Origin of the sequence: Borreliella americana (assembly GCF_032595795.2) — a bacterium.
Lineage (GTDB): Bacteria > Spirochaetota > Spirochaetia > Borreliales > Borreliaceae > Borreliella > Borreliella americana.
Window position 1 is genome coordinate 636,237 of the sequence record NZ_CP132449.1, and the last position, 21,483, is coordinate 657,719.

Below are 21,483 nucleotides of genomic sequence, written 5' to 3' on the forward strand. Positions count from 1 at the left end.
TTTTATCTTTTATTGACTTAGGAATTAAATATATATAAAATATTATAATAATCATAGTCACTAGTTATTGGTGGTTGTAGCTCAGTTGGTAGAGCGTCGGGTTGTGGTTCCGAATGTCGCGGGTTCAAGCCCCGTCAATCACCCTTTAATCAATTTTATTTTTAACTGCATTCATAGCTCAATTGGATAGAGCGGCGGACTTCGAATCCGAAGGTTGCAGGTTCGACTCCTGCTGAGTGCGAAATTATTATTTATTTGGTAGATTAGGCATACTTGCAAAAGCTTTTAAGTTTTTGTATACTAGTTTGAGTATGAAGTATGCAGGAGTGGTGGAATTGGCAGACACGCTAGACTTAGGATCTAGTGCCTTTGGCGTGTGGGTTCGACTCCCACCTTCTGTAAAAGTGCGAAAGTAACTCAGGGGTAGAGTGTCACCTTGCCAAGGTGGAAGTCGCGGGTTCAAATCCCGTCTTTCGCTTTTTAATAATTATCAATAAGTTTTAGTTGAGGCATTAGCAGTGATTTTGAGTAAAGATATCAAGCTTCTTCCAGGTTCAAAAGTTGAGGTTGTCATTAGGGTTTCAAAAAGTGTTATTCAGGAAAAATATAATTCATTATTGCAAGATTATTCTTCTCGACTTAAAATTCAGGGTTTTAGAATTGGAAAAGTTCCTATTAATATTATTGAGAATAAATATTCTGAAGGTTTAAGAGCCACTGTTTTAGAAGAAGTGATTAACAATTCTCTTAAAGAATTTTTCAAAGAAGAGTCCAAAATGCCCTTAAGCTATACTACGCCTACTATAAAGGAAAATAATTTAAGATTAAATCTTGATGAAGATTTTGAATTTACTTTTGTATATGAGACTTATCCTGAATTTAAAATTCCAAGTTTTGATGAGATTGATATTAAAGTGGAGATCCCCGAAGTTTTTATTGATGATTCTGATATTGATGATGAGATTAGAAATCTTCAAATAGAAAATGCAATTATCATTGAAGATGAGGAAGGAGTTGTCAAGAAAGATAGCATTGTTAAAGTGAATTTTGTTGAGCTTGATGACCTTTCAAATGAGATAGCATCAACAAAAAGACAGGACTTTGTTTTTACGGTTGGAAAATCTGAGACTTATTATGATTTTGACAAAGATGTAATTGGTATGAGAATAAACGAAGAGAGAGTTATAGAAAAATCTTATATTGCAGATTACAAATTTAAAGAACTTGCGGGTTCTTCAAGAAAATTGAAGATTAAGATTAAGAGTATTAAAAAAAGAGATCTCCCTTTAATAGATGATGAATTTGCACAGGATATTAGTGATAAATATAATACGCTAGATGATCTTAAAAATTTTATAAAATCTAGTCTTTTAAACATTGTTGAAGAAAAAAAAGAAACTTTAAAGCTAAATAAATTTTTTTCTACTATTTCTGAAAAATTAGAAATAGATATTCCCCATTCAATGATTGAGGCTGAAATTGAAATTGCTTTTAAGGATTCTAAAAGGCAAAATAAAAATAATATGAGCTTTGAAGAGTTTAAAAGTATGTTTTATTCTTCAGGATATGTTGGTAGCGACAATTTAAAAGATAAGATTCTTAAAAATTTGAAATTTAAGCTAATAATGCAGAAAATGATAGATTTAGATCCAATTGAAGTTGCTGAGAGCGATGTTGAAGATGAAATGGCTAGGCAGTCTGAGAATTCGGGCGTAAGTTATGAGGAGATTAAAAAATTTTATGAAGATCAAAATTTGATTTCTTATTTAAAGGATGATATCAAAAGGGAAAGAGCTAAGAAAAAAATCTTGAAAAATCTTAAAGAGGTAAAGGGCAAAAAAGTTTCTTTTAAAGATTTTGTTAATTGTAAAATTTGTGAGTAAGAAAAAAATGGAATTTATGCATAATTTAATACCCACTGTAATAGAGAATACGGGCAATTATGAGAGAGTATTTGATATATATTCAAGGCTGCTTAGAGAGCGTATAATATTTTTGAGTGGCGAGATTAATGATCCTAAGGCAGATACTGTGATTGCCCAACTTTTGTTTTTAGAATCAGAAGATTCAAATAAAGACATTTATCTTTATTTGAATTCTCCAGGTGGCAGTATTACTGCGGGTCTTGCGATTTATGATACTATGCAATATATAAAGCCTGATGTAAGGACAATTTGCATTGGGCAAGCTGCTTCAATGGGCGCTTTTTTGCTTGCGGGTGGCGCTAAGGGTAAAAGAGAATCTCTAACTTATTCTAGAATAATGATTCACCAGCCCTGGGGTGGAATAAGTGGTCAGGCTAGTGATATTAATATACAAGCTAATGAAATTTTAAGACTTAAAAAATTAATAATAGATATTATGTCTAATCAGATAGGGGTTGATAAGGAAAAACTGGCTCTTGATATGGAAAGAGATTATTTTATGACTTCAAGTGATGCTCTTAAATATGGTCTTATTGATAGTATCTTAGTAAGGGAATAGTTTTATTTTCGGTAAAAGTTTTTATGGCAAGAGTAAAAGGTCAAAAAGTAAAAGAGTGTTCTTTTTGTGGACTTAGTGTCGCTGAACTTGGTGGTAATGTTGTTATATCTAATGGAGTAGCTATTTGTCCGGAATGTTCTAAAATATGTCACAATCTTTTTAAAGAAAAGTTGTGCAAGCCGCTAGATTCTAAGTCCAACGGGTTGCCAACTCCCAAACAACTTAAAGATCATTTAGACATGCATGTTGTTGGGCAAGAAGATGCAAAAAAAGTTTTATCTGTGGCTGTTTATAATCATTATAAGAGAATATTCAAAAATGATAAATATGATAATGGTATTGAGATTGAAAAATCTAATATACTTTTAGTTGGGCCCACAGGCAGCGGTAAAACTTTGCTTGCAAAAACGTTGGCCGCAGAGATGAATGTGCCATTTGCAATAGCAGATGCTACAACTTTAACAGAAGCAGGATATGTTGGTGAAGATGTAGAAAACATTTTACTTAAATTGATACATGCTGCTCATGGGGATGTTAGCTTAGCTGAGAAAGGGATTATTTATATAGACGAGATAGATAAAATTGCTAAAAAAAACGAAAATGTTTCAATAACAAGAGATGTTTCTGGAGAAGGGGTTCAACAGGCTTTGTTAAAGATAATTGAAGGTACTGTTGCCAATGTTCCCCCAAGAGGTGGCAGAAAGCATCCTTATGAGGATACTATTGAAATTAATACTCAAAATATACTTTTTATATGTGGTGGTGCTTTTGTTGGGCTTGAAAATATTGTTAAGAATCGAATAAATAAAAGTTCTATTGGGTTTTCAGCAATTGAGAAAAAGAATATAAGAGAAGATACTTCATTAAAGTATTTAGAAATGGAAGATTTGATTAAATTTGGCTTAATACCAGAGTTTGTTGGCAGACTTCCTGTGCATTCATATCTTGAAAAGTTAAATAAAGAAGATTTGTTGAGAATATTGGTTGATCCTCAAAATTCTATTGTTAAGCAGTACTATCATATGTTTAAAATGGACAATGTTGAATTGGTATTTGAAAAAGATGCTTTAGAATCAATAGTAGATGAGGCCATTTTAAAAAATACTGGAGCAAGAGGCCTTAGATCTATTTTAGAAGGCCTTCTCAAAGATGTTATGTTTGAGGTTCCTTCTATTAGTAAGGCCAAGAAGGTTGTTGTTACAAAAGAATCTGTTTTAAATGCAGATATTAACCCATTAATTTTGGTGGGAAATGCAATTAAAAAACCTTGGGCAAAAGAGTTATATGAAATCAATCTTAAATATGATAAAAAATAGAAAAGAAGATCTTCCAATTGTTATGTTAAAAGAAAATGTTCTTTTCCCTAATATGACATTGTGGGTAACCTTTGATAATGAATATGTAATTAATTCCATAGCTCAATCCATGTTAGAGGAAAGATTGATTTTATTTGCTTATCCAAATGAGTCTAATTATGATAGATCTGATAGGGGAGGAGTTAAAAATTTATGTTCTGTGGGAACTTATTCTAAACTTATCCAAGTTATAAAGGTAAGTAAAGACGTAATAAAAGTTTTGATTGAGTGCCAAAGTAGGGTTATTATAGGCAGCGTTTCCAAAAAAAATGATTATTTAAGAGCTAAAGTTACTTTTGTTCCTGATGATAGTGGATTAAACAGAGAGCTTTTAACTTACTCTAAATTTTTAAAAGAAACTTATGAGGCTTATAGAAATTCCTTATCTTTAAAATCTTATGATACTGATAATGAACCAATTAATTATTTTGAGAATCCAAGTAAGCTTGTCGATATTATAGCTTCTAATTCAAACTTGGAAAATAGCATAAAATTAGAGCTTTTGCAAGAGCTAAATGTTAAAACCAGAATAGAAAAGTTAATTGTTAATTTAAACATTGAAATTGACCTTTTAGATCTTAAAAAAGATATTAATTCTAAAGTTAGAGCCAAGTTGGACAAGGGGCAAAGGGATTATTTTCTTTCTGAGCAAGTTAAAGAGATACAAAAAAGATTAGGTAAAGATGAAAACGATTATATTGACAGATTAAACTCTAAAGATATTCCAGAAGATATTAAATCTAAGATTGAAAAAGAAATTTCTAGATTATCTAAAATGCAGATGAATTCACCCGATGCTAATATTATTAGAAGTTATATAGAATTAATATTAGATCTTCCATGGAATGAAAATACTGTTATGAAAAATCATTTAAGTGAGATTGAGTTTATCTTAAGAAATTCCCATTATGGTATGGATGAAGCAAAAGAAAAGATAATAAATTTTTTAGCTGTTTATCAAATTAATTCCAAGGTTAAAGCTCCTATTTTATGTCTTGTGGGGCCTCCTGGTATTGGTAAAACATCTCTTGTGGAATCTGTTGCAAGATCACTATCTAGAGAATTTGTTAAAATATCTCTTGGTGGTTTAAGAGATGAAGCAGAAATTAGGGGACACAGAAGAACTTACGTTGGCTCTCTTCCAGGTGTTTTTATTAGTGCGATGAAAAGAGCAGGCAAGTCCAATCCCGTTATTCTTCTTGATGAAATAGATAAAATTAATAGTAGTTATAAGGGAAATCCCGAATCTGCCCTTTTAGAAGTTTTAGATCCGGAGCAAAATTATAAGTTTGTAGATCATTATTTAGAAATTCCTTATGATCTTTCTAATGTTTTATTTGTTACAACAGCCAATTCTCTGACTGGCATGTCAAAGCCGCTTCTGGATAGAATGGAAATAATTAAAGTTGAGGGTTATTCTTATATTGAAAAGTTAGAGATTGCTAAAATTTTTCTGATTCCAAGCATAATTAAAGAGAGTTTTTTGGATAAAGTTTATATAAGAATAGAAGATGATGTTATTTTTAATTTAATTAGAAACTATACTATGGAATCTGGTGTAAGGGGGCTAAAGAGAGTTTTAACTAATTTGATTAGAAAACTTGTAAGGGAGCTGCTTTATGAGTATTCTAAAGATCAAATTATTAAAGGCAATTTTTATTCACCAAGTTCTTTGATACATGGAAATAATTCGCTTTTTACTCATGATCCTGATATTCCAGGTATTTATAAAATAATCAATATTAATAATTATTATAATTATGTTGATACTGAGGATAATTTAGATTTAATTAAGATTGATTCTTCAGGATTTGTTTATGGGCTTGCTTGGACAAGTTATGGTGGTACGGTTCTTCCTGTTGAGGCAACTAAGTTTGAGAAAAAGGGAGACATTATTTTAACAGGCAGTCTTGGGGCTATTATGAAAGAGAGTGCGCAGCTTGCATATTCTATAGTTAAGACCTATTCTTCTAAGCTTAATTTTGATGTAAAAGAAAGTCCTGAAATTCATTTACACTTTCCAGAAGGAGCAACGCCAAAAGATGGGCCTTCTGCAGGTATTACCATTGCAACAGCAATTGCTTCAATACTGTCTGACAAGAAAGTTCCTTTGGATCTTGCAATGACTGGCGAGGTGACTTTAAAGGGCTTTGTTCTTCCTGTGGGCGGTATTAAAGAAAAAGTTTTAGCAGCTTATAGAAACGGCATAAGTAAAGTTATTTTGCCCAAAGACAATAAAAAAGATTATTCTAAGCTTCCAGAAGAAGTTAAGGACAATATAGATGTTAAGTTTGTCTCAAACTTAGAAGAAGTTTTTGATTATTTGAATATTATTTAAAAATTCACATATTTAAATTTATATTTTAGGAGTAGATCTATGAAAGATGGGGTTAGAAAGCCTTCGGGTAATAGAGCATCTTTTAATGCACAGCCCAATGTTAAGGGTCTGAGAAAGAATAATAATTTTTCTTGTTTTGCTAAGAATAATTTGGGTAAAAATTTTTCAAAAGGTAAAAAAAAGGGTAAATAAAAAAGTGGCTAATTAAAGCCACTTTTTGTTCCTTTAACAATGCAGAAATAAAAGGTATGTTATGCTCTCTTAGAATAATATTCTACAACCATTTGTTCATTAGCAAGCGTAGGTATCTCGTCTCTTGATGGAGCATGCTTTACTTTTATGTTTAAATCATCAGCATTTACTTCTATCCAAGTTGGTAAATTCCTAAGAGTCGAAGTTTTTTCTATATTTGATCTTATTAATTTTTTTAAGCTGTCTTTCTCTTTTATTTGAATTTGATCATTTGCTCTTAGTATTATTGAGGGGATTGTAACCCTTCTTCCATTTAATATAATAATGCCGTGAGAAACTATTTGCCTTGCATGTGCTCTTGATATAGCAAATCCAGCTCTATATACAATATTGTCAATTCTTCTCTCAAGTATTGAGAGTAAGTTGTCTCCAGTAACACCGTGATGTTTTTTTGCTTCTTTAAAAGTGTTGGTTAGTTGTCTTTCGCTTACACCATAAGTAAACTTTATCTTTTGTTTTTCTATCAATTGTTTTCCATATTCTGTGATTTTAGATTTTCTGGTTTTTCCATGCATTCCAGGAGGATGCGGCTTTTTTTTAAGGATTTTGTCATATTTTGGCTGCTCAAAAATATTGATACCAAATCTCCTTACTAGCTTGCCTTTAGCTCTTTGTTTTCTATTCATTAATTCCTCACATATTAAAAATAAAGCATAGCAGGGATAGGACTCGAACCTATGACCTTCGGGTTATGAGCCCGACGAGCTACCAACTGCTCTACCCTGCGTCTTACAATTTAAAATGTTAACACAACTTTATTATGAGTGTCAATTATTTGTTTATTATTAATTTAATTAGACTAAAAAATATATATCATTTATTTCTTTATATTCTTGTTTTATGATTTTTTTAATATCTTGTATTTTATTTGTAAAATTTTTAAAGTCATTTTCTGAATTTAAATTTATTTTGATATAAAGCACAAGTTTGTTGCCTTGATTATGGAAATTGAGTGTTTTAAAGTTTATGTGTGAATTTTTTAATGTGTCTTTTACGCTTCTTTTAAGATCTATATTTTGCTTTGAGAGCAAATTGTTTGCGTTATTTATTATTACGTTAAGTCCTTCTTTTATTATGATAAAGCCAATAAATATAGACATAATTTTGTCAAAGCCGCTCCACATGTAAGTTGCAAGTAGTAAGCTTAGTGTAATCCCACCATGTGAGAATATACAGTTTTTATCAGCTGAAGCTAGTGCTAAGAGAAGCTGATTGTTGTATCTTTTTCCTATTTGGAATTTTGTCAAATATTCTATTATTTTCACTATAAAAAAAATGAAAGGGGTTAGTGGTATCCATAAGCTTTTTTTAAGCGATTTATTTGAAAATATTTCTAGTATATTTTTTTTGTCTTCTTCGCTATGATCGTTGCTATGATCATGATCGTGATTGTGATTATGTGAGTGACTATGGTCATGTTCATATATAGCATCGTTTTTATTTTTGTTTTGGTGTATGTGTAGATTAAATCCAGATTCCCCCCCAAGAGTGATAAATTTATTTAAACCTGTTGTATTTAAAAATAGTGTAAATCCCGCCATAAGTATGATTATTCCCATGATAAAAGCTATTAAGCTTTCCATTAGTTTGTGCCCATAAGGATAATGGATGGTTTCAGGCTTGCTTGTAATTTTTAAACTAAAGTAAGTTATTGTAGATAAAACAAAGTCGGCCATCACGTGGAAAGCATCAGCAATAAGTGCAAATGAATTAAACAGTATTCCAACAGTAAGTTTAGAAGATATTGATGCTACTTCGGTAAATATAGAGATTATTCCAATTCCCATTACAAACTTATCTTCTTCTATCTCAGATGCTAATTCTTTTTTATATTGAGAATCGTTATGTTCAAATCCTAAGCTTAAAAGCTCTTCTTGTATTCCAGTAATTTGGCATAAAATTGTTTTAAACTTATTTTTTTTGCCGTAATGAATTAAGTTGCTAATCATTATTCTTTCTATGCCTTCTGATTTAAAATCATCATCAATATAAAAATTAATTATTTCAATTTGATCAGCTTTTGCTTTCGCTTTAAGATTTGAAATTAATTTTGAATTATTTTCAATATAAACAATGTAGATATCTTCTTTTTTTAAAGGATCCAATTTTAAATAAGCAAATTTATGAATGTTTTTTAAGCTTATTATCTTGACCATAATTGTAACATTCTCCTAGTTGTTGCATAATTTTACTAATGTAGTATTAATGCTACATTTTATCATTTATTAAATTCAAGCTCAATCTTGATTTATTGAGGCAAGAGTAAGGAATATTTTATGCGACAATCGGATTTTTTTGTGAAAAAATGTAAAAAAAATATTTTAAATAATAATGATTTGCACAGTTTAATTGATAATATTAAAAATATTTTTTATGAGATTTTAATAGAGTTTGACAGAAGGTCATTAGAAGATATATTTAATTATTATTATAAAGCCTATGATCTTAATAGCAGTTTGTACGGTTTTATAGGAAAATTTGTTCCAATTATTAATTTTTTATTATTTGAAGATTTGGAATATAATTTTAATTCTGATGAGAAAAAACTTATTTTAAGTGTATTTGATTTGTCTGCCAATACTCTTGAAAGCAATAAATTAAATAGGCTTGCAAGTGCTTTAGTTTCTCTAAAGATATTAAGTTGATTTAATTTTTTGCAAGTTGAGATTATGTTGTTACTCTTAGTAGCTCTTTTTTATTAAAAGGAGCTTTAAGCAAATCTTTTAATGTATAAATTTTTATTGGTTTTTTGTTTTCATTAAATGATTTAGATTCTGTTATTATTATTTTTGTATCTTGATCAAAAAATTCTGCCATTACTTGCAAGCACATAGCGCATGGAATAGATTCAGGGCTTGTATTAAGCAATAAAAAATCTATTGTTTGTACACCAATTTTTGCAATCATGTTCAAAATTGCACTTCTTTCTGCGCAACAAGTTGCTCCAAAACTTGCATTCTCAACATTTGTTCCAATGAAAAAATCGTTTGTTTTAGTCTTAATGCAAGCACCCACTTTAAATTTTGAATATGGAGAATATGAATTGTTTCTTGCTTTTTCCGCCATATAAAATGCTTTATCTATATCTTCTTGTTTTAGTTTTTCCAAAATTTTCCACCTGTTATATTTTATTAGCCATTGTGGCTTATTTTATTGAAATATTGTAATATAGTCAATATAAAATAAGCCAAAAACTTGTTTTATGGAAGGTTTGCGAACTTTATTATGAGAGATGTTATCAATTTTATTGAAAAATATAATAATTTTATTATTATTGGGCACAAAGACCCTGATTTTGATTGTATAGGTTCTTCTTTAGCTTTATCGTCTTTTCTCTCAAGAATTGGTAAAAATTCTATTTTGTTAAATGAAGGTCCTTTTATTAGAAAAGAAATAGTTCCTTTTAAAGATAAATTTTTATCCGAATGGCCTAATATTGAGCTTTCAGATTATTCAGTTATTATTTTAGATTGCTCGATTTTAGATAGAATAGGCGATGAATTTATATTTTATGTAAAGAATATGCCTACTTTAGTAATCGATCATCATATGTCTGGTGAAAAATTAGAATGTGAGGGCTATATTGATCCTTTTGCGCCTTCTACTACTTTTTTAATTGAAAAATTGATAAGAGAGTTTGGATATGATCTTACAAAAGAAGAAGCTTGGTATATTTTAGTAGGATTTTGCACCGATACTGGTTTTTTTAAATTCATTTCAAGAAGCGATCCAGAGCCTTTTGAAATGGTTGCAAGACTGGTTTCAAAAGGCATAAGTCTTAAAGAAGTTTATAGCTATATAGAAACCACCAAAAGCCTAAAATCAATAGAAACCCTTAAGTTAATGCTTAACAGTCTTGAATCTTATTGGAATGGAAAGGTTTTGTTTACGTTTTTATCTTCTTCTAGTTCTGGAAAAGATGGTGGAGTTAGTGGAGTTAATGAGCTTTTTTATATGATTTTAAGCAATGTTGAGAATAATGAAATTTTAGGTATTTTAAAGGAAATGGAGGACGGTTCGATTATAGTTGGGCTGAGATCTAAAGATTCTTTTGATGTTGGAAAATTAGCAGAAGATTTCGGGGGCGGTGGGCATAAAAATGCTAGTGGGTTTAGAATTAAACAGGGTTCTCTAGAGATTGTAAAAAATAGAATGCTAGCATACATTAAGGATAATATTTATTTATAATATTTTTTAAAGGGATGGTCCCTTTTGGATCAAAATCCTTCGTGAGTGTTAAAAAACCAGATCTAAATGCCAGAGGCGTTGTTCCATAAATAATTACTATATTTTTTATCCAATTTAATTTTTTAACATGTTGAGGCGTAAGAGATACAATTACGCTTATTTTGTCTTTATATTCTTTTAAATTTTCTAAATATTTCAAGCTTCCAGGTGTTGATAAACTAAAGATAACCTGTTCAAATTCTTTAATTAATTTTTTAATTTCGTCGAGTTTTTGGGAGTTGATCCTGTTTAAGGGATAATAGTTGTAATAATAAGCATATGTATTTTGAAATATTTTTTTGCCTTCTGCAATCATTTTGTAATAAGGAGATATTATAAGGGTTTTTTTAGTTTTAGATATTTCTTTTTCTATTCTTACTTTTGTAATACCCCTTAATGTGTTTTGTTCAAAAAATTTTTCACCTTCTTTTGAGCATATTTTCTCATTTTTATTGAAATTAGGATAAAGATCAGATTTATTTTTATTTTCCTTTAAGTATGCCAATTTTATTCTTAATATTCTTTTATTAGATTCAACAATATTATTTTTTATTTCCGAATCTTTTTTCATTAAGTTTAGCAGCATGTTGTAAGCGTTTTTTTGTATATTTTCATTTAAAGATATTAAAAAAATATCACTTTTTGTTCTAACTATTCTTTCAATTGTATTGTAAATACTCTCATTATTGTATTTTGCTGCGTTCATCAATAGATCATCAGTAATTATTATATTATTGTATTTTAATTTCTTTCTTAGTATATCTTTAATTATTTTTATTGAGGATGATGCAGGAATATTTTCTCCATTTGTAAGCTTTGGATATGCCAAATGGCCTGTCATTATTACCGGGATGTTTTCCTGGATTAATATTTTATATGGCAAAAGCTCATTTAAGTTTATTTCTAGTAAATTAGAATTTATTATTGGAATATCTATATGAGAGTCAAGAGTAGTATTGCCGTGCCCCGGGAAATGTTTTGCAGTAGAAATTATTCCTCCTTGTTTTTGTCCTTTGTAAAAGGCCAGAGAAAAAAGTGAAACTATTTTAGGGTTATCCGAATATGTTCTTGGACCTATTGTGAAATTATTTTCATTACTATATATATCTACTATGGGCGCGAAATTTAAATTTATTCCAAGCTGACTTAGCTCTTGTGCTATGTAATATCCCGTATTATAAGAATCTTTTGGAGAAAGAGATGCTGTAATTCCAAGATTGCCAATTGTTTCTGATGTATTTGATTTTATGTGTTGTGTCCATCCACCTTCTTGATCTGTTGCTACAAATAAGGGAATTTTAAATTTATTATTTTGAGCTGTTTTTTGAGCTTTATTGATACTTTCTGTTAAGTCTTTTAAATTTTTTGCATTCCATCCAAAGATTTTAATTCCTCCAAGGTTTTTTTTACTTATAAAATCAAGAACAAAGTTTGTTATTGATTGATTTGGATAGCTTATCATAAACATTTGACCTAGTAGTTCATGATCTTGCATTTTATTTACCATTTCATTTATTAGTTTTTCTCTTTCCATCGTATCCCAAAAATCAATGGAGAAGCAGTTGTTAGTTATAAAAAGGAGAATAAGATAAAAATTTCTTTTCATTTAACCATAAAATAGTAAATGCTAAATATTAGTATGTTTATTAGCAAATCATTTTGTATTATACTTTATAATAATGCTTTTTAATAATAGCATTGACAAAGCATTATTGAATTTATACACTTAATAAAAGTTTAAGCTGATGTAGCTCAGTTGGTTAGAGCACTCGGCTCATATCCGAGTTGTCGTGGGTTCAAGTCCCTCCATCAGCATTAAGGGTTGTAAATATGGTAGTGGGAATTATTCTTGCAAATGGCTTTGAAGATATTGAGGCTATAGTTCCGATTGATATTTTAAGACGGGGTAATGTTAATGTTCAAATTATCAGTGCAAATGATAACAATGTTGTGATAAGTTCAAAAGGCGTTTCTTTTTTAACTGATGATGTAATATCAAACTGTAAGGAAAATTGTTTTGATCTAATAATTCTCCCGGGAGGCATGCCTGGAGCTACTAATCTTTTTAATTCAAAAGAATTGGATTTGATTTTAAAAGATATGAATGCCAGAGGTAAATATATTGCAGCTATTTGTGCTTCTCCAGTAGTAGTGCTTGCTGCTAAGGGTCTTCTAGGGTTTAATAAGTTTACGTGTTATCCAGATTTGGAAAAAAATGTGCTTGATGGTGAATTTGTAGATAAAAATGTTGTTATAAGCAATAATTTTATTACTTCTAAAGGTGTTGGAACTTCATTTGAATTTGCTTTTACTCTTCTTGAAATTGTAAAGGGAAAACAAATAATGGAAAATGTTAAAAAAGCAACTTTACTTTGCAAGAGTTAAATATAAGGCTATTTTAAATGATTATAATAAATAAACCAGATTTTAGGTTTTAAATTTGAAAAATTATAAATTTTTTGGAATTAAATTATAAATATCTTCAAGAATGGTCAATTCTTCGTTTGTTGGTAGTACTAGTATTTTTAGTTTGCTATTAATGGTTGATATTTCAGATTCTAAATACTTGCTTTGGGCCATTTCATTTTTTTCAAAGTCCAGTTCTATTCCAATTTTTTCAAACCCTTTTAGTGCAAGAGCTCTTATTCCATAATCAGTAACACCAATCCCGCCTGTAAAAATTATTGCATCAACATTAAAATCAAGAATAGCAATGTAAGATCCAATATATTTTTTTATTCTATATGTCATTATATCTATTGCAAGTTTTGATTGATATTCTCCTTCTTCAATTTTGTTCCAAATATCCCGCATATCATTTGATTTTTCAGAAATTCCTAGTATGCCACTTTCTTTATTTAATATTTCTTCAATTTGTTTTGTGGTTTTATTTAATATAGTGCTCATCAAATTAATGATTGATGGGTCTATATCACCGCTTCTTGTTCCCATTGCAAGGCCTTCAAGCGGAGTAATTCCCATGCTTGTGTCATAAGATTTTCCATTTTTAACAGCATTAATGCTTGCTCCATTTCCAAGATGCAAAATTATTAAATTTAGATTATCTATTTTTTTATTTAAAATTTCTGAGGATCTTTTTGTTATGTACGAATAAGAAAGGCCATGAAAGCCATACTTTCTAATATTGTGGTTTTTATACCAAGAATATGGAATTGCATAAAGAAAAGCATGTTCTTTTATAGTTTGATGCCATGAAGTATCAAAGCATAAAACTTGCTTTACATGTGGTAAAATTTTAAGCACCGCTTCTATTGCGATGATTGCATTTGGGTTATGAAGTGGAGCAAGTTCAGAAATTTGTTTTAATTTATTTAAAATACTATTATTAAGAATTACTGAATTTTTAAGGCTTGATCCTCCATGTACAACCCTGTGTCCTATTATTTTAATTTCGCTGATAGTTTTAAGGATGTTTAAATTATTGTTTAATAGCAATTTAAACATTTTCTCTATTGCTTTTTGGTGATTTTCAATTCCTTTTTCAAATATTTCTGTTATTGATCCGTCAGTATTTATTATTTTTATGATTGATTTTTGTGATTTTATTTTTTCAACAATTCCAGATATTATTTTTTTTGAATTTTCATATTGATAAATAGCAAATTTTAACGAAGAACTTCCTGTGTTTATGATTAATATTTTCATTTTTTTTCCTTTTGTATTTGACAAGTTATGTGCTTGTTTTTAGTAAGTTAATATTTTTATATATGTAATTTATTTTCTCAGATTTTTCAATATTTTTAAAGCTTAAAAATATTGATTTTTGATATGAGGGATTTAATATTAATAAATTGGGATGTTTTTGAAGTATTTCTATTATTTTTTCCATAGGAATGCTTTCTATATTTTTATACTCTATTTCCAAAGTTCTGTTTGTTTCTTTTAATTTTGTTATGTTTAAATCTTTTGCTAGAATTTTAAGTTCAGCTAACATTAATAGACTATTTATTTCTTTAGGTATTGGGCCAAAGTTATCTTGGAGCTCTGATCTTATTTTTTTACTTTCTTCTTCGGTTTGAATTTTAAAGATTTTTTTGTAGATTAGTATTTTATCCTGCTCATTTTTTGTATAATTTTCAGGAATAAATCCACTATAGTTAATTTCAATATCAACCTCTTCTTCTTCTGATGTGATTTTTCCCATTTTTTTTTCAATTGCTTTATTTAGCATTGTTAGATAGTAGTCCAATCCAATTGACTCAATTTCCCCATGTTGTTCTCTGCCAAGCAAATTTCCAACGCCTCTTATTTCCATATCTTTCATTGCTATTTTAAATCCTGCTCCTAGATCCGAAAATTCTGTTATTGCTCTTAGTCTTTCAATAGAGCGTTCATTTAGCTTTTCGCTATCTTGATACAAAAAATAAGCATAAGCTTTCTTAGATCCTCTTCCAACTCTTCCTTTTAGTTGATATAGCTGCGCAAGTCCAAACTTGTTTGCATTATTTATTATTATTGTATTTGCATTTGGAATATCTATTCCATTTTCAATTATTGTTGTTGCCAATAAAATTTGATACGCTTTTTTAATAAAATTGTGCATTATGTTTTCAATTTCGTATCCTGTAAGTTTTCCATGAATTATTGCAATTCTTGCATAAGGAGTTAATTTTTCAATGAGTCCCTTTAAATAATGCAGTTCTTCGATATTGTGATTTACTAAAAAAACTTGACCATCTCGAGATAGTTCACTCTCAATTGCATGTTTTATTAAAAGTTCGTTAAACGATTCTAAATAAGCTTCTATTTTTACTCTATTTTTAGGCGGAATTTTTAAAACGGAAATATCTCTGAGCTTAATTAGCGACATGTGAAGAGATCTGGGAATTGGTGTTGCAGAAAGAGCAAGGCAATCAACCGAAATTCTTATTTCTTTAAGTTTTTCTTTTTCTTTTACACCAAATCTTTGTTCTTCATCAATTATTATTAACCCTAAATTTTTGCAGGTGAATTTTTTTGAAAGAATTTTGTGTGTTCCTATGATTATATCAATTTTTCCACTTTTAAGTTCTTTTAAAATCCGAGTTTCTGCGTTATTTTTTATAAATCTACTTAATACTTCTATTTTGATTGGAAAATTTTTAAATCTTTTTTTGAATGTATTGAAATGCTGTTCTACTAAGATAGTTGTTGGTGAGAGTACAACAACCTGTTTGTTCCCCATTACGGCTTTAAAAGCAGCTCTCATAGCAACTTCGGTTTTTCCAAATCCAACATCTCCACAAAGAAGGCGATCCATTACTTTGAAGCTCATCATATCTTCTTTTATTTCTTTTATTGCTCTTATTTGATCTGGAGTTTCATCGTATGGAAATTCAGATTCAAATAACAATTGTAATTCGTTATCTTCTGGGTATTTAATACCTTTAATGCTTTCTCTTTTTGAATAAAGTTCTATTAATTTGTCTGCAATCTCCTCGATTCTTTTTTTTGCGTTTACTTTGTTTTTTATCCATGTTTTAGAACTTATTTTATCTAATTTGATATTTTTAGGATCACTTCCAATGTATTTTTGAATTAAATTTGTTTGTTCAATTGGAATAAATAGTTTTTCTCCTTCAGCGTATTCAATCTCAATATAATCCTTTTCAAGTGAGCTTGTTTTTATTCTTTTTATTTGCCTAAATATACCAATTCCATGGTTTATGTGAACCACATGACTATTTTTCTCAATCTCAACAAAAGAGTCAATAGCTTTTGTTTTTGAAGATTCAAAGGTTTTGTTTATTTTTTGCCCGGTATTGAAAATGTTTGATTCAAGAATAATGGCAATTTTTTCTTTTTCTATTATTAAAGAGCTAGATATTTTTAAAACCTCAATTGATACTTTTGGTAATTCTTTGAAAATATATTTAAGTTTTTCTTTTTGTGATTCAGATTCTGCTGCTATGATTATTTTAAATCCATTTTTTAGCCAATTTTCAAATTCCTCTTTTGTAAGTGCTATATTTGAAAAAAAGTTTCTCTCACTTTCGATTTTAAATTCTATAATTTCTTTGGATTTAGGGTTTTTAATTTTTGAAAATAAAACATCGCTTTTTAGATTGAAGGTTTTATTATTTAAGAGAATTCTTTTTGGATCAATAATATTTTTACCGGCTTCTTTTGCCTCTTTGTAAAGTTTTTCGTATTCTTGGTGTATTTTTTCAATTTCTTTTTCGAAATTGTTAATTTCAAAGTTTACAATAGGCGTATTTTTCTCAATCTCATCACTTAAGTAAGTATTTGCTACTAGTGGATAAAACATTTCTTCCGTTTTTGTTTCTTTTTTAAAATCCAACTCTTCGAGAATCTTTTTATATTCAACATATTTAATTTTTGTTTTTAAGGTGTTAATAGTTTCATCGTCCCAAATAATTTCTTTTTTTGGAAGAATTTGGAATTCTAAAATTTCATTATTATGTTTTAATTGGGTTAAAGGATTAAATTTCCTTATCTCTTCTATTTTGTCAAAGTTTAGTACAATTCTTATTGGATTTTGCTCTCCAAAAGAGTATAGATCTATAATTTCTCCTTTTATTGTAAATTCTCCTGGAATTGTTACTCTGAATGTTTTTTCATATCCCAATGTTATAAGAGTTTTTTCAATGTCTGCTGTATTAATATTGGTATTTTTTTCAATTTTATATATATTCTTTAGTAATGTATTTTTATCGGGTATTTTGCTAAGCAATGATTTTAAGACTGTAATATATATTCCAGGATTTTTTTTATAAAAATTGATTAAAAATTTGATTCTTTCATTAAAGATCGTATTTTTTGAGCCAATACCCTTATATACAAGGGGACTAAAATAGTTAAGTTCAAAGATTTGATTTGTAATTACTTGTAAATCGTTTTTAATTTTATCTAATGTGTGCTCGTCTTTAACTATTAATATTATTTTCCCAGTTTTGCTATATTCTTTGATTTTTTTAATTAAAAAAGCCTTGAAAAATCCTTCATATCCTGTTAATGAAAAAAATGTGTTTTGTTCTAAAAATTCTTTCATTTTTTTTAAATTGGAATTATTTTTTAATATTGTTGTTAGTTCTTCATCTATATTCATTTTTTACCTTTTTGTTTAATTAATTTAGTATAATAATATACTATAGGTATTATTACTTTCTTTATATATAATGTGGTTAGGTTTTGAGGGGAGCTTATGAATATTAGAAAATTGCTTTTTTGTATCTTTTTTATGAATATTTCTTTTCTTTTGTTTGCGGGAGATTACAAGGGTCTTGATTTTAAAATCAAGTTTTTTAATCAATCTATTTATCGCGTTAATAGTAATGTTTTTATTGAAGTTTCTCTTAGTAATGCATCTGACAGTGTTTTAACTTTAGAAATAGGCGATATTAATTCTTTTGGCTTTGATTTTGATGTTACTGATACCACCAATATTAAAGTTAAAAGACCTATTGAATATGTTAAAAAGAGATCTAAAAATGTTGCAATTCCTGTTAGAAATATGAGCTTGAGACCTAATGAAAAATTTTCTGTAGTTATTAACTTAAATCAATTTGTTAAGTTTAGTAAAGATGGAGTTTATTTTGTTAAGGGTATTTTTTTTCCAGACATTTCAGATCCATCTAAGAAAAAAGAATCCAATATTATTACGCTTTTTTTAAATGATAGTTTTGATGAAAATCCAGGCAATATAGATCTTGTTAATTTGTCTGAAAATAACGATATTCAAGATATCTTGAAAAAGAAAAAATTGTCTCCCGATGAGATTGTCAAATATTTGTTAAAGGCATTGCAGCTTGGAAAAAAAGAAAAGTTTTTTTTATATCTTGATATTGAAGGTTTGTTATTAAATGATAAAAGCAAGGCATACCTTTATAAGCAAAAGTTGTCACCCATTTCTAATAAAAATGTAGTTGAAGAGTATAAAGAATATTTGTGGAATTCCAATAATTCAGATATTTCAAAAGCACCAAATAAATTTTCTATCATTGAGACAACTTATTCTGATACTTCGGGCAAGGTGATTGCTGATTTATATTTTGACGATGGGCAATTTTATATTTCCAAAAGATATACTTTCTTCTTCAAAAAATATGATTATTATTGGATAATTTATGACTACATTGTTCAAAATACTGGCATTAAGGAAAAGTAAAGCTTTTTGTGTTTTGAAAATTATAAGGTTTAATATATTATTTTATTTTTTAACAATAAGTTCTGTTAGTCTTAATGCCGATTTTGAGTATAAGGTTGTCAAAGGAGATACTCTTTTTTCAATTGCAATTAAATATAAAGCCAAAGTAAGTGATCTTAAAAGGATTAATAAACTCAAAGTTGACAATATCAAGGTAGGGCAAATATTAATTATTCCAAGTGATTCTAATTTAGGTCGAAACATTACCCATAAAGTCAAGCATTCTTTTAGTTTGCTAGAACCTGTTAATAAAGGAGTAATTTTTTACACCGCAAAAGAGGGCGACACTATTGAGAGCGTCTCAAAGCTTGTTGGATTAAGTCAAGAAGAGATAATCGCTTGGAATGATTTGCGCTCTAAAGATCTTAAGGTTGGAATGAAGCTTGTATTAACTGAGCCTGATTTTTTAAAGCCTTATGTTGTTAAGAAAGGTGATTCACTTTCAAAACTTTCCCAAGATTTTGATATTAGTTCTAAGGATATTTTAAAATTTAATTTTCTTAATGATGATAAATTAAAGATTGGCCAGCAACTTTTCTTAAAAAAAGCTACTAAGAATGTTAATTTTCATTATGTTAAAAGAGGGGAAACTCTTGGTAGAATCGCTTATATTTATGGTGTTACTGCTAAGGATCTTGTAGCTCTTAATGGTAATCGGGCTGTTAATCTTAAAGCAGGTTCATTATTAAATGTTTTAAAGATTGTAAATAATGATTTAGAAAAACTTGTTGGAGGAGATTTAAAAATTGAGAAAAAAATAAATAATAAGTTTATATATCATTCAGTTGCTGTAGGGGAGACTTTGTATAGCATTGCCAGACATTACGGTGTTTTAATTGAGGATCTTAAAAATTGGAATAATTTAAACAGCAATAATATTATGCACGATCAAAAATTGAAAATTTTTGATAAAAAACTTACAATTGATTCTTCTATAATTAAAACTAAAAACGATTTATATATTAAAAACAAGGTTGATTCTAGCTCTAATTCTTCTAATAAAGTTCAAACAATAGTTAATCTTCCCTCAAGTAAAAACAAAAAGCTAAATTTAAATACTTTTGGAATTACTGCCAATCAAGATATTTTTGATATTAGCTCTTTGGTTATTTTAGACTCTAAAATACCAATATTTGAGGTTGTTGGTGATTTCTATTATTGGTATAGACCAAGAAAGATAAGTCAGCCAAGTGAGTTTTATTCAGAAGATTGGCATTCTCCTTTGAATTCTTATAAAAAGGCAACGCAACTTTTCAAAAGTTTTGAAAAGTTGGTAAATTCCAGGTTTAATAAAGGATCAAGGCTTAAAGATAAGTTAATAATTCTTGATCCAGGTCACGGCGGTCTTGATCCCGGAGCTATTGTTAAATCTAGAGATGGTCTTGGAAATGAAGTTTTTGTTGTTGAAGATGAATATGTGTATGATATTGCCTTGAGGCTTTATGTATACCTTAAAGAAGAGGGAGCTAATGTTGAACTTACTATTTTAGCCCCCGACCATTTAATTAGAAATAGTGTTTTTGCTAACAATACTTTTGTTAATGTTAAAAATGAGGTTTACAATGATTATGATCTAAATAAAAATGATACTGTTGATTCCTGGATAAGCGGCACTACATCAGGCCTTAAAAAAAGATTGGTCGTTGTTAAAAACATTGTTAATAAATATAAACATATTAAAGATAAGGATATAGCCTTTTTTAGTTTGCATGCGGATAATAGTGTTGGAGCGCCCAAGAGTATGGGATTTTATTATCAAAAAGATGATGAGAAAAAATATGATACTCATTCAAAATCTGCAGCAGAAAAAATTACAGAAGGAATGAAAAGAAGTTTTTATATTAAGGGTCAAAATCTTCATGTTTTAAGAAATAACATAGTAATGACTAAACTTTTAGTAGAAGTTAGAAACTTAGCATTTCCAGAGGAAGCTTGGTCTATTAGATCTTCTAAGCTTAGAGATCAAGATTCCAAAATTCTTGCAAATGGGATTTTAAAAATATTGGAAAATAATTGACAAAAATTTTTAAATTTAAGATAATGTTTTTAGTGTTCAATTTCCCCTATAGCTCAGTGGTAGAGCGGGTGGCTGTTAACCACTAGGTCGGAGGTTCAAGTCCTTCTGGGGGAGTTAATTAAAGCAAATTGTTTTTTTAGATCCGTTTTTGTTATTTTAAAGTAATTCAGTCTTTCTAAGAGTTTTTTGTTATTTCCATCTCCTAAACAAAGCTGTTTTTGTATTTTTTGTCTATTTTCTTTTGAGTTTTCTCCTATTATGCCAAGTTCTAACAAATCGCTTAATGTTAATAAATCTTTTTGATTATCTTTAGATAAAGTTCCAACTCTTTTAAGTATATTTATTATTTCTGTTTTATTTACCGATTCAACTTCAGTGTCTTTAGTATTAAGATATGCATGTTTGATTTTATTATTTTCTCCTAGATGTTTGACTATTTTTTGTCTAATAATATTTCCAGATTTGTCGCTGTCTGTTAATATTATTATTCCTTTGTATTTTAAGGCTTTTTTTAACAACTTAATAGTTTCAATTTTTAAAGCAAATCCTTTTGTTTCTACTACTATGCAATCAAAAGATTCTTTGATTCTTTTAAGATCATCTTTTCCCTCAACTACAATTATTTCTTTTATTTTTTCCAATT

General features: G+C 28.7%; 17 protein-coding genes and 7 tRNA genes. 16 read left to right on the top strand and 8 right to left on the bottom strand.

What is annotated here, in order from left to right:
* Positions 1 to 70: 70 nt before the first annotated feature.
* The 9 genes from QIA00_RS03040 to QIA00_RS03080 all read left to right on the top strand — a co-directional run bounded on the left by QIA00_RS03040 (position 71) and on the right by QIA00_RS03080 (position 6,369).
* A tRNA-His gene (locus QIA00_RS03040) sits at positions 71 to 143 on the top strand.
* Between the two features lie 24 nt (positions 144 to 167).
* Positions 168 to 241 (top strand) — tRNA-Arg (locus QIA00_RS03045).
* Positions 242 to 320: 79 nt separating this feature from the next.
* Positions 321 to 401: transfer RNA gene (locus QIA00_RS03050), tRNA-Leu, on the top strand.
* 5 nt (positions 402 to 406) lie between these two features.
* Positions 407 to 478: transfer RNA gene (locus tag QIA00_RS03055), tRNA-Gly, on the top strand.
* Between the two features lie 40 nt (positions 479 to 518).
* A complete protein-coding gene (gene tig, locus QIA00_RS03060; RefSeq protein WP_316257411.1) occupies positions 519 to 1,883 on the top strand; it encodes a trigger factor in 1,365 nt (454 codons plus the stop codon).
* Between the two features lie 7 nt (positions 1,884 to 1,890).
* Positions 1,891 to 2,484: an ATP-dependent Clp endopeptidase proteolytic subunit ClpP gene (clpP, locus tag QIA00_RS03065; RefSeq protein WP_039949583.1), complete on the top strand. Its 594-nt coding sequence runs from the start codon at positions 1,891 to 1,893 to the stop codon at positions 2,482 to 2,484.
* A gap of 23 nt (positions 2,485 to 2,507) precedes the next feature.
* On the top strand, positions 2,508 to 3,800 hold the full coding sequence (gene clpX, locus QIA00_RS03070) for an ATP-dependent protease ATP-binding subunit ClpX (protein ID WP_316257412.1): 1,293 nt from the start codon (positions 2,508 to 2,510) through the stop codon (positions 3,798 to 3,800).
* Complete coding sequence (gene lon, locus QIA00_RS03075) at positions 3,787 to 6,177, top strand: endopeptidase La (protein WP_316257658.1); 2,391 nt, start codon at positions 3,787 to 3,789, stop codon at positions 6,175 to 6,177. The genes clpX and lon overlap by 14 nt, the downstream gene beginning before the upstream one ends.
* A 39-nt stretch (positions 6,178 to 6,216) precedes the next feature.
* The gene (locus QIA00_RS03080; RefSeq protein WP_316257413.1) at positions 6,217 to 6,369 is read left to right on the top strand and encodes a hypothetical protein; all 153 of its coding nucleotides are present in this window, start codon (positions 6,217 to 6,219) and stop codon (positions 6,367 to 6,369) included.
* A gap of 59 nt (positions 6,370 to 6,428) precedes the next feature.
* Here the strand turns inward: QIA00_RS03080 and rpsD are convergent, their stop codons facing one another.
* The 3 genes from rpsD to QIA00_RS03095 form a co-directional block, all read right to left on the bottom strand.
* On the bottom strand, positions 6,429 to 7,055 hold the full coding sequence (gene rpsD / locus QIA00_RS03085) for a 30S ribosomal protein S4 (protein ID WP_316257414.1): 627 nt from the start codon (positions 7,053 to 7,055) through the stop codon (positions 6,429 to 6,431).
* A gap of 28 nt (positions 7,056 to 7,083) precedes the next feature.
* Positions 7,084 to 7,156: transfer RNA gene (locus QIA00_RS03090), tRNA-Met, on the bottom strand.
* A gap of 67 nt (positions 7,157 to 7,223) precedes the next feature.
* Positions 7,224 to 8,585 carry a cation diffusion facilitator family transporter gene (locus tag QIA00_RS03095; protein ID WP_316257415.1) on the bottom strand — a complete coding sequence of 454 codons (1,362 nt, stop codon included), beginning with the start codon at positions 8,583 to 8,585 and terminating at the stop codon, positions 7,224 to 7,226.
* Positions 8,586 to 8,705: 120 nt separating this feature from the next.
* On the opposite strand from QIA00_RS03095, the gene QIA00_RS03100 reads away from it, so the two are divergent.
* Positions 8,706 to 9,074, top strand: a complete 369-nt coding sequence (locus QIA00_RS03100) for a hypothetical protein (RefSeq protein WP_316257416.1) — start codon at positions 8,706 to 8,708, stop codon at positions 9,072 to 9,074.
* A gap of 22 nt (positions 9,075 to 9,096) precedes the next feature.
* Here the strand turns inward: QIA00_RS03100 and cdd are convergent, their stop codons facing one another.
* Positions 9,097 to 9,537: a cytidine deaminase gene (gene cdd, locus QIA00_RS03105; RefSeq protein ID WP_316257417.1), complete on the bottom strand. Its 441-nt coding sequence runs from the start codon at positions 9,535 to 9,537 to the stop codon at positions 9,097 to 9,099.
* A gap of 117 nt (positions 9,538 to 9,654) precedes the next feature.
* Here cdd and QIA00_RS03110 point away from each other — a divergent pair, with 117 nt between their 5' ends.
* Complete coding sequence (locus QIA00_RS03110) at positions 9,655 to 10,617, top strand: DHH family phosphoesterase (protein WP_316257418.1); 963 nt, start codon at positions 9,655 to 9,657, stop codon at positions 10,615 to 10,617.
* Here QIA00_RS03110 and QIA00_RS03115 read toward each other — a convergent pair.
* Positions 10,595 to 12,190, bottom strand: a complete 1,596-nt coding sequence (locus tag QIA00_RS03115; RefSeq protein ID WP_316257419.1) for a glycoside hydrolase family 3 N-terminal domain-containing protein — start codon at positions 12,188 to 12,190, stop codon at positions 10,595 to 10,597. The genes QIA00_RS03110 and QIA00_RS03115 overlap by 23 nt on opposite strands.
* Positions 12,191 to 12,397: 207 nt before the next feature.
* On the opposite strand from QIA00_RS03115, the gene QIA00_RS03120 reads away from it, so the two are divergent.
* Positions 12,398 to 12,471 (top strand) — tRNA-Met (locus QIA00_RS03120).
* 15 nt (positions 12,472 to 12,486) lie between these two features.
* Entirely contained in the window at positions 12,487 to 13,041 is a 555-nt protein-coding gene (locus QIA00_RS03125) for a DJ-1 family glyoxalase III (RefSeq protein ID WP_316257420.1), read from the top strand.
* Between the two features lie 63 nt (positions 13,042 to 13,104).
* Here QIA00_RS03125 and QIA00_RS03130 read toward each other — a convergent pair whose 3' ends face one another.
* The gene (locus QIA00_RS03130) at positions 13,105 to 14,322 is read right to left on the bottom strand and encodes an acetate kinase (RefSeq protein ID WP_316257421.1); all 1,218 of its coding nucleotides are present in this window, start codon (positions 14,320 to 14,322) and stop codon (positions 13,105 to 13,107) included.
* 25 nt (positions 14,323 to 14,347) lie between these two features.
* Positions 14,348 to 17,725 carry a transcription-repair coupling factor gene (gene mfd, locus QIA00_RS03135; RefSeq protein WP_316257422.1) on the bottom strand — a complete coding sequence of 1,126 codons (3,378 nt, stop codon included), beginning with the start codon at positions 17,723 to 17,725 and terminating at the stop codon, positions 14,348 to 14,350.
* Between the two features lie 96 nt (positions 17,726 to 17,821).
* On the opposite strand from mfd, the gene QIA00_RS03140 reads away from it, so the two are divergent.
* The 3 genes from QIA00_RS03140 to QIA00_RS03150 all read left to right on the top strand — a co-directional run bounded on the left by QIA00_RS03140 (position 17,822) and on the right by QIA00_RS03150 (position 20,954).
* Positions 17,822 to 18,784 carry a hypothetical protein gene (locus QIA00_RS03140; RefSeq protein ID WP_316257423.1) on the top strand — a complete coding sequence of 321 codons (963 nt, stop codon included), beginning with the start codon at positions 17,822 to 17,824 and terminating at the stop codon, positions 18,782 to 18,784.
* Entirely contained in the window at positions 18,744 to 20,840 is a 2,097-nt protein-coding gene (locus tag QIA00_RS03145; protein ID WP_316257424.1) for a LysM peptidoglycan-binding domain-containing protein, read from the top strand. The genes QIA00_RS03140 and QIA00_RS03145 overlap by 41 nt, the downstream gene beginning before the upstream one ends.
* A gap of 42 nt (positions 20,841 to 20,882) precedes the next feature.
* Positions 20,883 to 20,954 (top strand) — tRNA-Asn (locus QIA00_RS03150).
* Here QIA00_RS03150 and rnmV read toward each other — a convergent pair.
* The gene (gene rnmV, locus QIA00_RS03155) at positions 20,936 to 21,481 is read right to left on the bottom strand and encodes a ribonuclease M5 (protein ID WP_316257425.1); all 546 of its coding nucleotides are present in this window, start codon (positions 21,479 to 21,481) and stop codon (positions 20,936 to 20,938) included. The two genes, QIA00_RS03150 and rnmV, sit on opposite strands and share 19 nt — an antisense overlap.
* Between the last annotated feature and the right edge of the window lie 2 nt (positions 21,482 to 21,483).

Bases quoted from the DNA above. Each gene is read 5' to 3' on its own strand.
- clpP (WP_039949583.1), top strand. From the start codon at position 1,891: ATGGAATTTATGCATAATTTAATACCCACTGTAATAGAGAATACGGGC.
- clpX (WP_316257412.1), top strand. From the start codon at position 2,508: ATGGCAAGAGTAAAAGGTCAAAAAGTAAAAGAGTGTTCTTTTTGTGGA.
- lon (WP_316257658.1), top strand. From the start codon at position 3,787: ATGATAAAAAATAGAAAAGAAGATCTTCCAATTGTTATGTTAAAAGAA.
- QIA00_RS03080 (WP_316257413.1), top strand. From the start codon at position 6,217: ATGAAAGATGGGGTTAGAAAGCCTTCGGGTAATAGAGCATCTTTTAAT.
- rpsD (WP_316257414.1), bottom strand. From the start codon at position 7,055: ATGAATAGAAAACAAAGAGCTAAAGGCAAGCTAGTAAGGAGATTTGGT.
- QIA00_RS03095 (WP_316257415.1), bottom strand. From the start codon at position 8,585: ATGGTCAAGATAATAAGCTTAAAAAACATTCATAAATTTGCTTATTTA.
- QIA00_RS03100 (WP_316257416.1), top strand. From the start codon at position 8,706: ATGCGACAATCGGATTTTTTTGTGAAAAAATGTAAAAAAAATATTTTA.
- QIA00_RS03110 (WP_316257418.1), top strand. From the start codon at position 9,655: ATGAGAGATGTTATCAATTTTATTGAAAAATATAATAATTTTATTATT.
- QIA00_RS03115 (WP_316257419.1), bottom strand. From the start codon at position 12,190: ATGGAAAGAGAAAAACTAATAAATGAAATGGTAAATAAAATGCAAGAT.
- QIA00_RS03125 (WP_316257420.1), top strand. From the start codon at position 12,487: ATGGTAGTGGGAATTATTCTTGCAAATGGCTTTGAAGATATTGAGGCT.
- QIA00_RS03130 (WP_316257421.1), bottom strand. From the start codon at position 14,322: ATGAAAATATTAATCATAAACACAGGAAGTTCTTCGTTAAAATTTGCT.
- mfd (WP_316257422.1), bottom strand. From the start codon at position 17,725: ATGAATATAGATGAAGAACTAACAACAATATTAAAAAATAATTCCAAT.
- QIA00_RS03140 (WP_316257423.1), top strand. From the start codon at position 17,822: ATGAATATTAGAAAATTGCTTTTTTGTATCTTTTTTATGAATATTTCT.
- QIA00_RS03145 (WP_316257424.1), top strand. From the start codon at position 18,744: ATGACTACATTGTTCAAAATACTGGCATTAAGGAAAAGTAAAGCTTTT.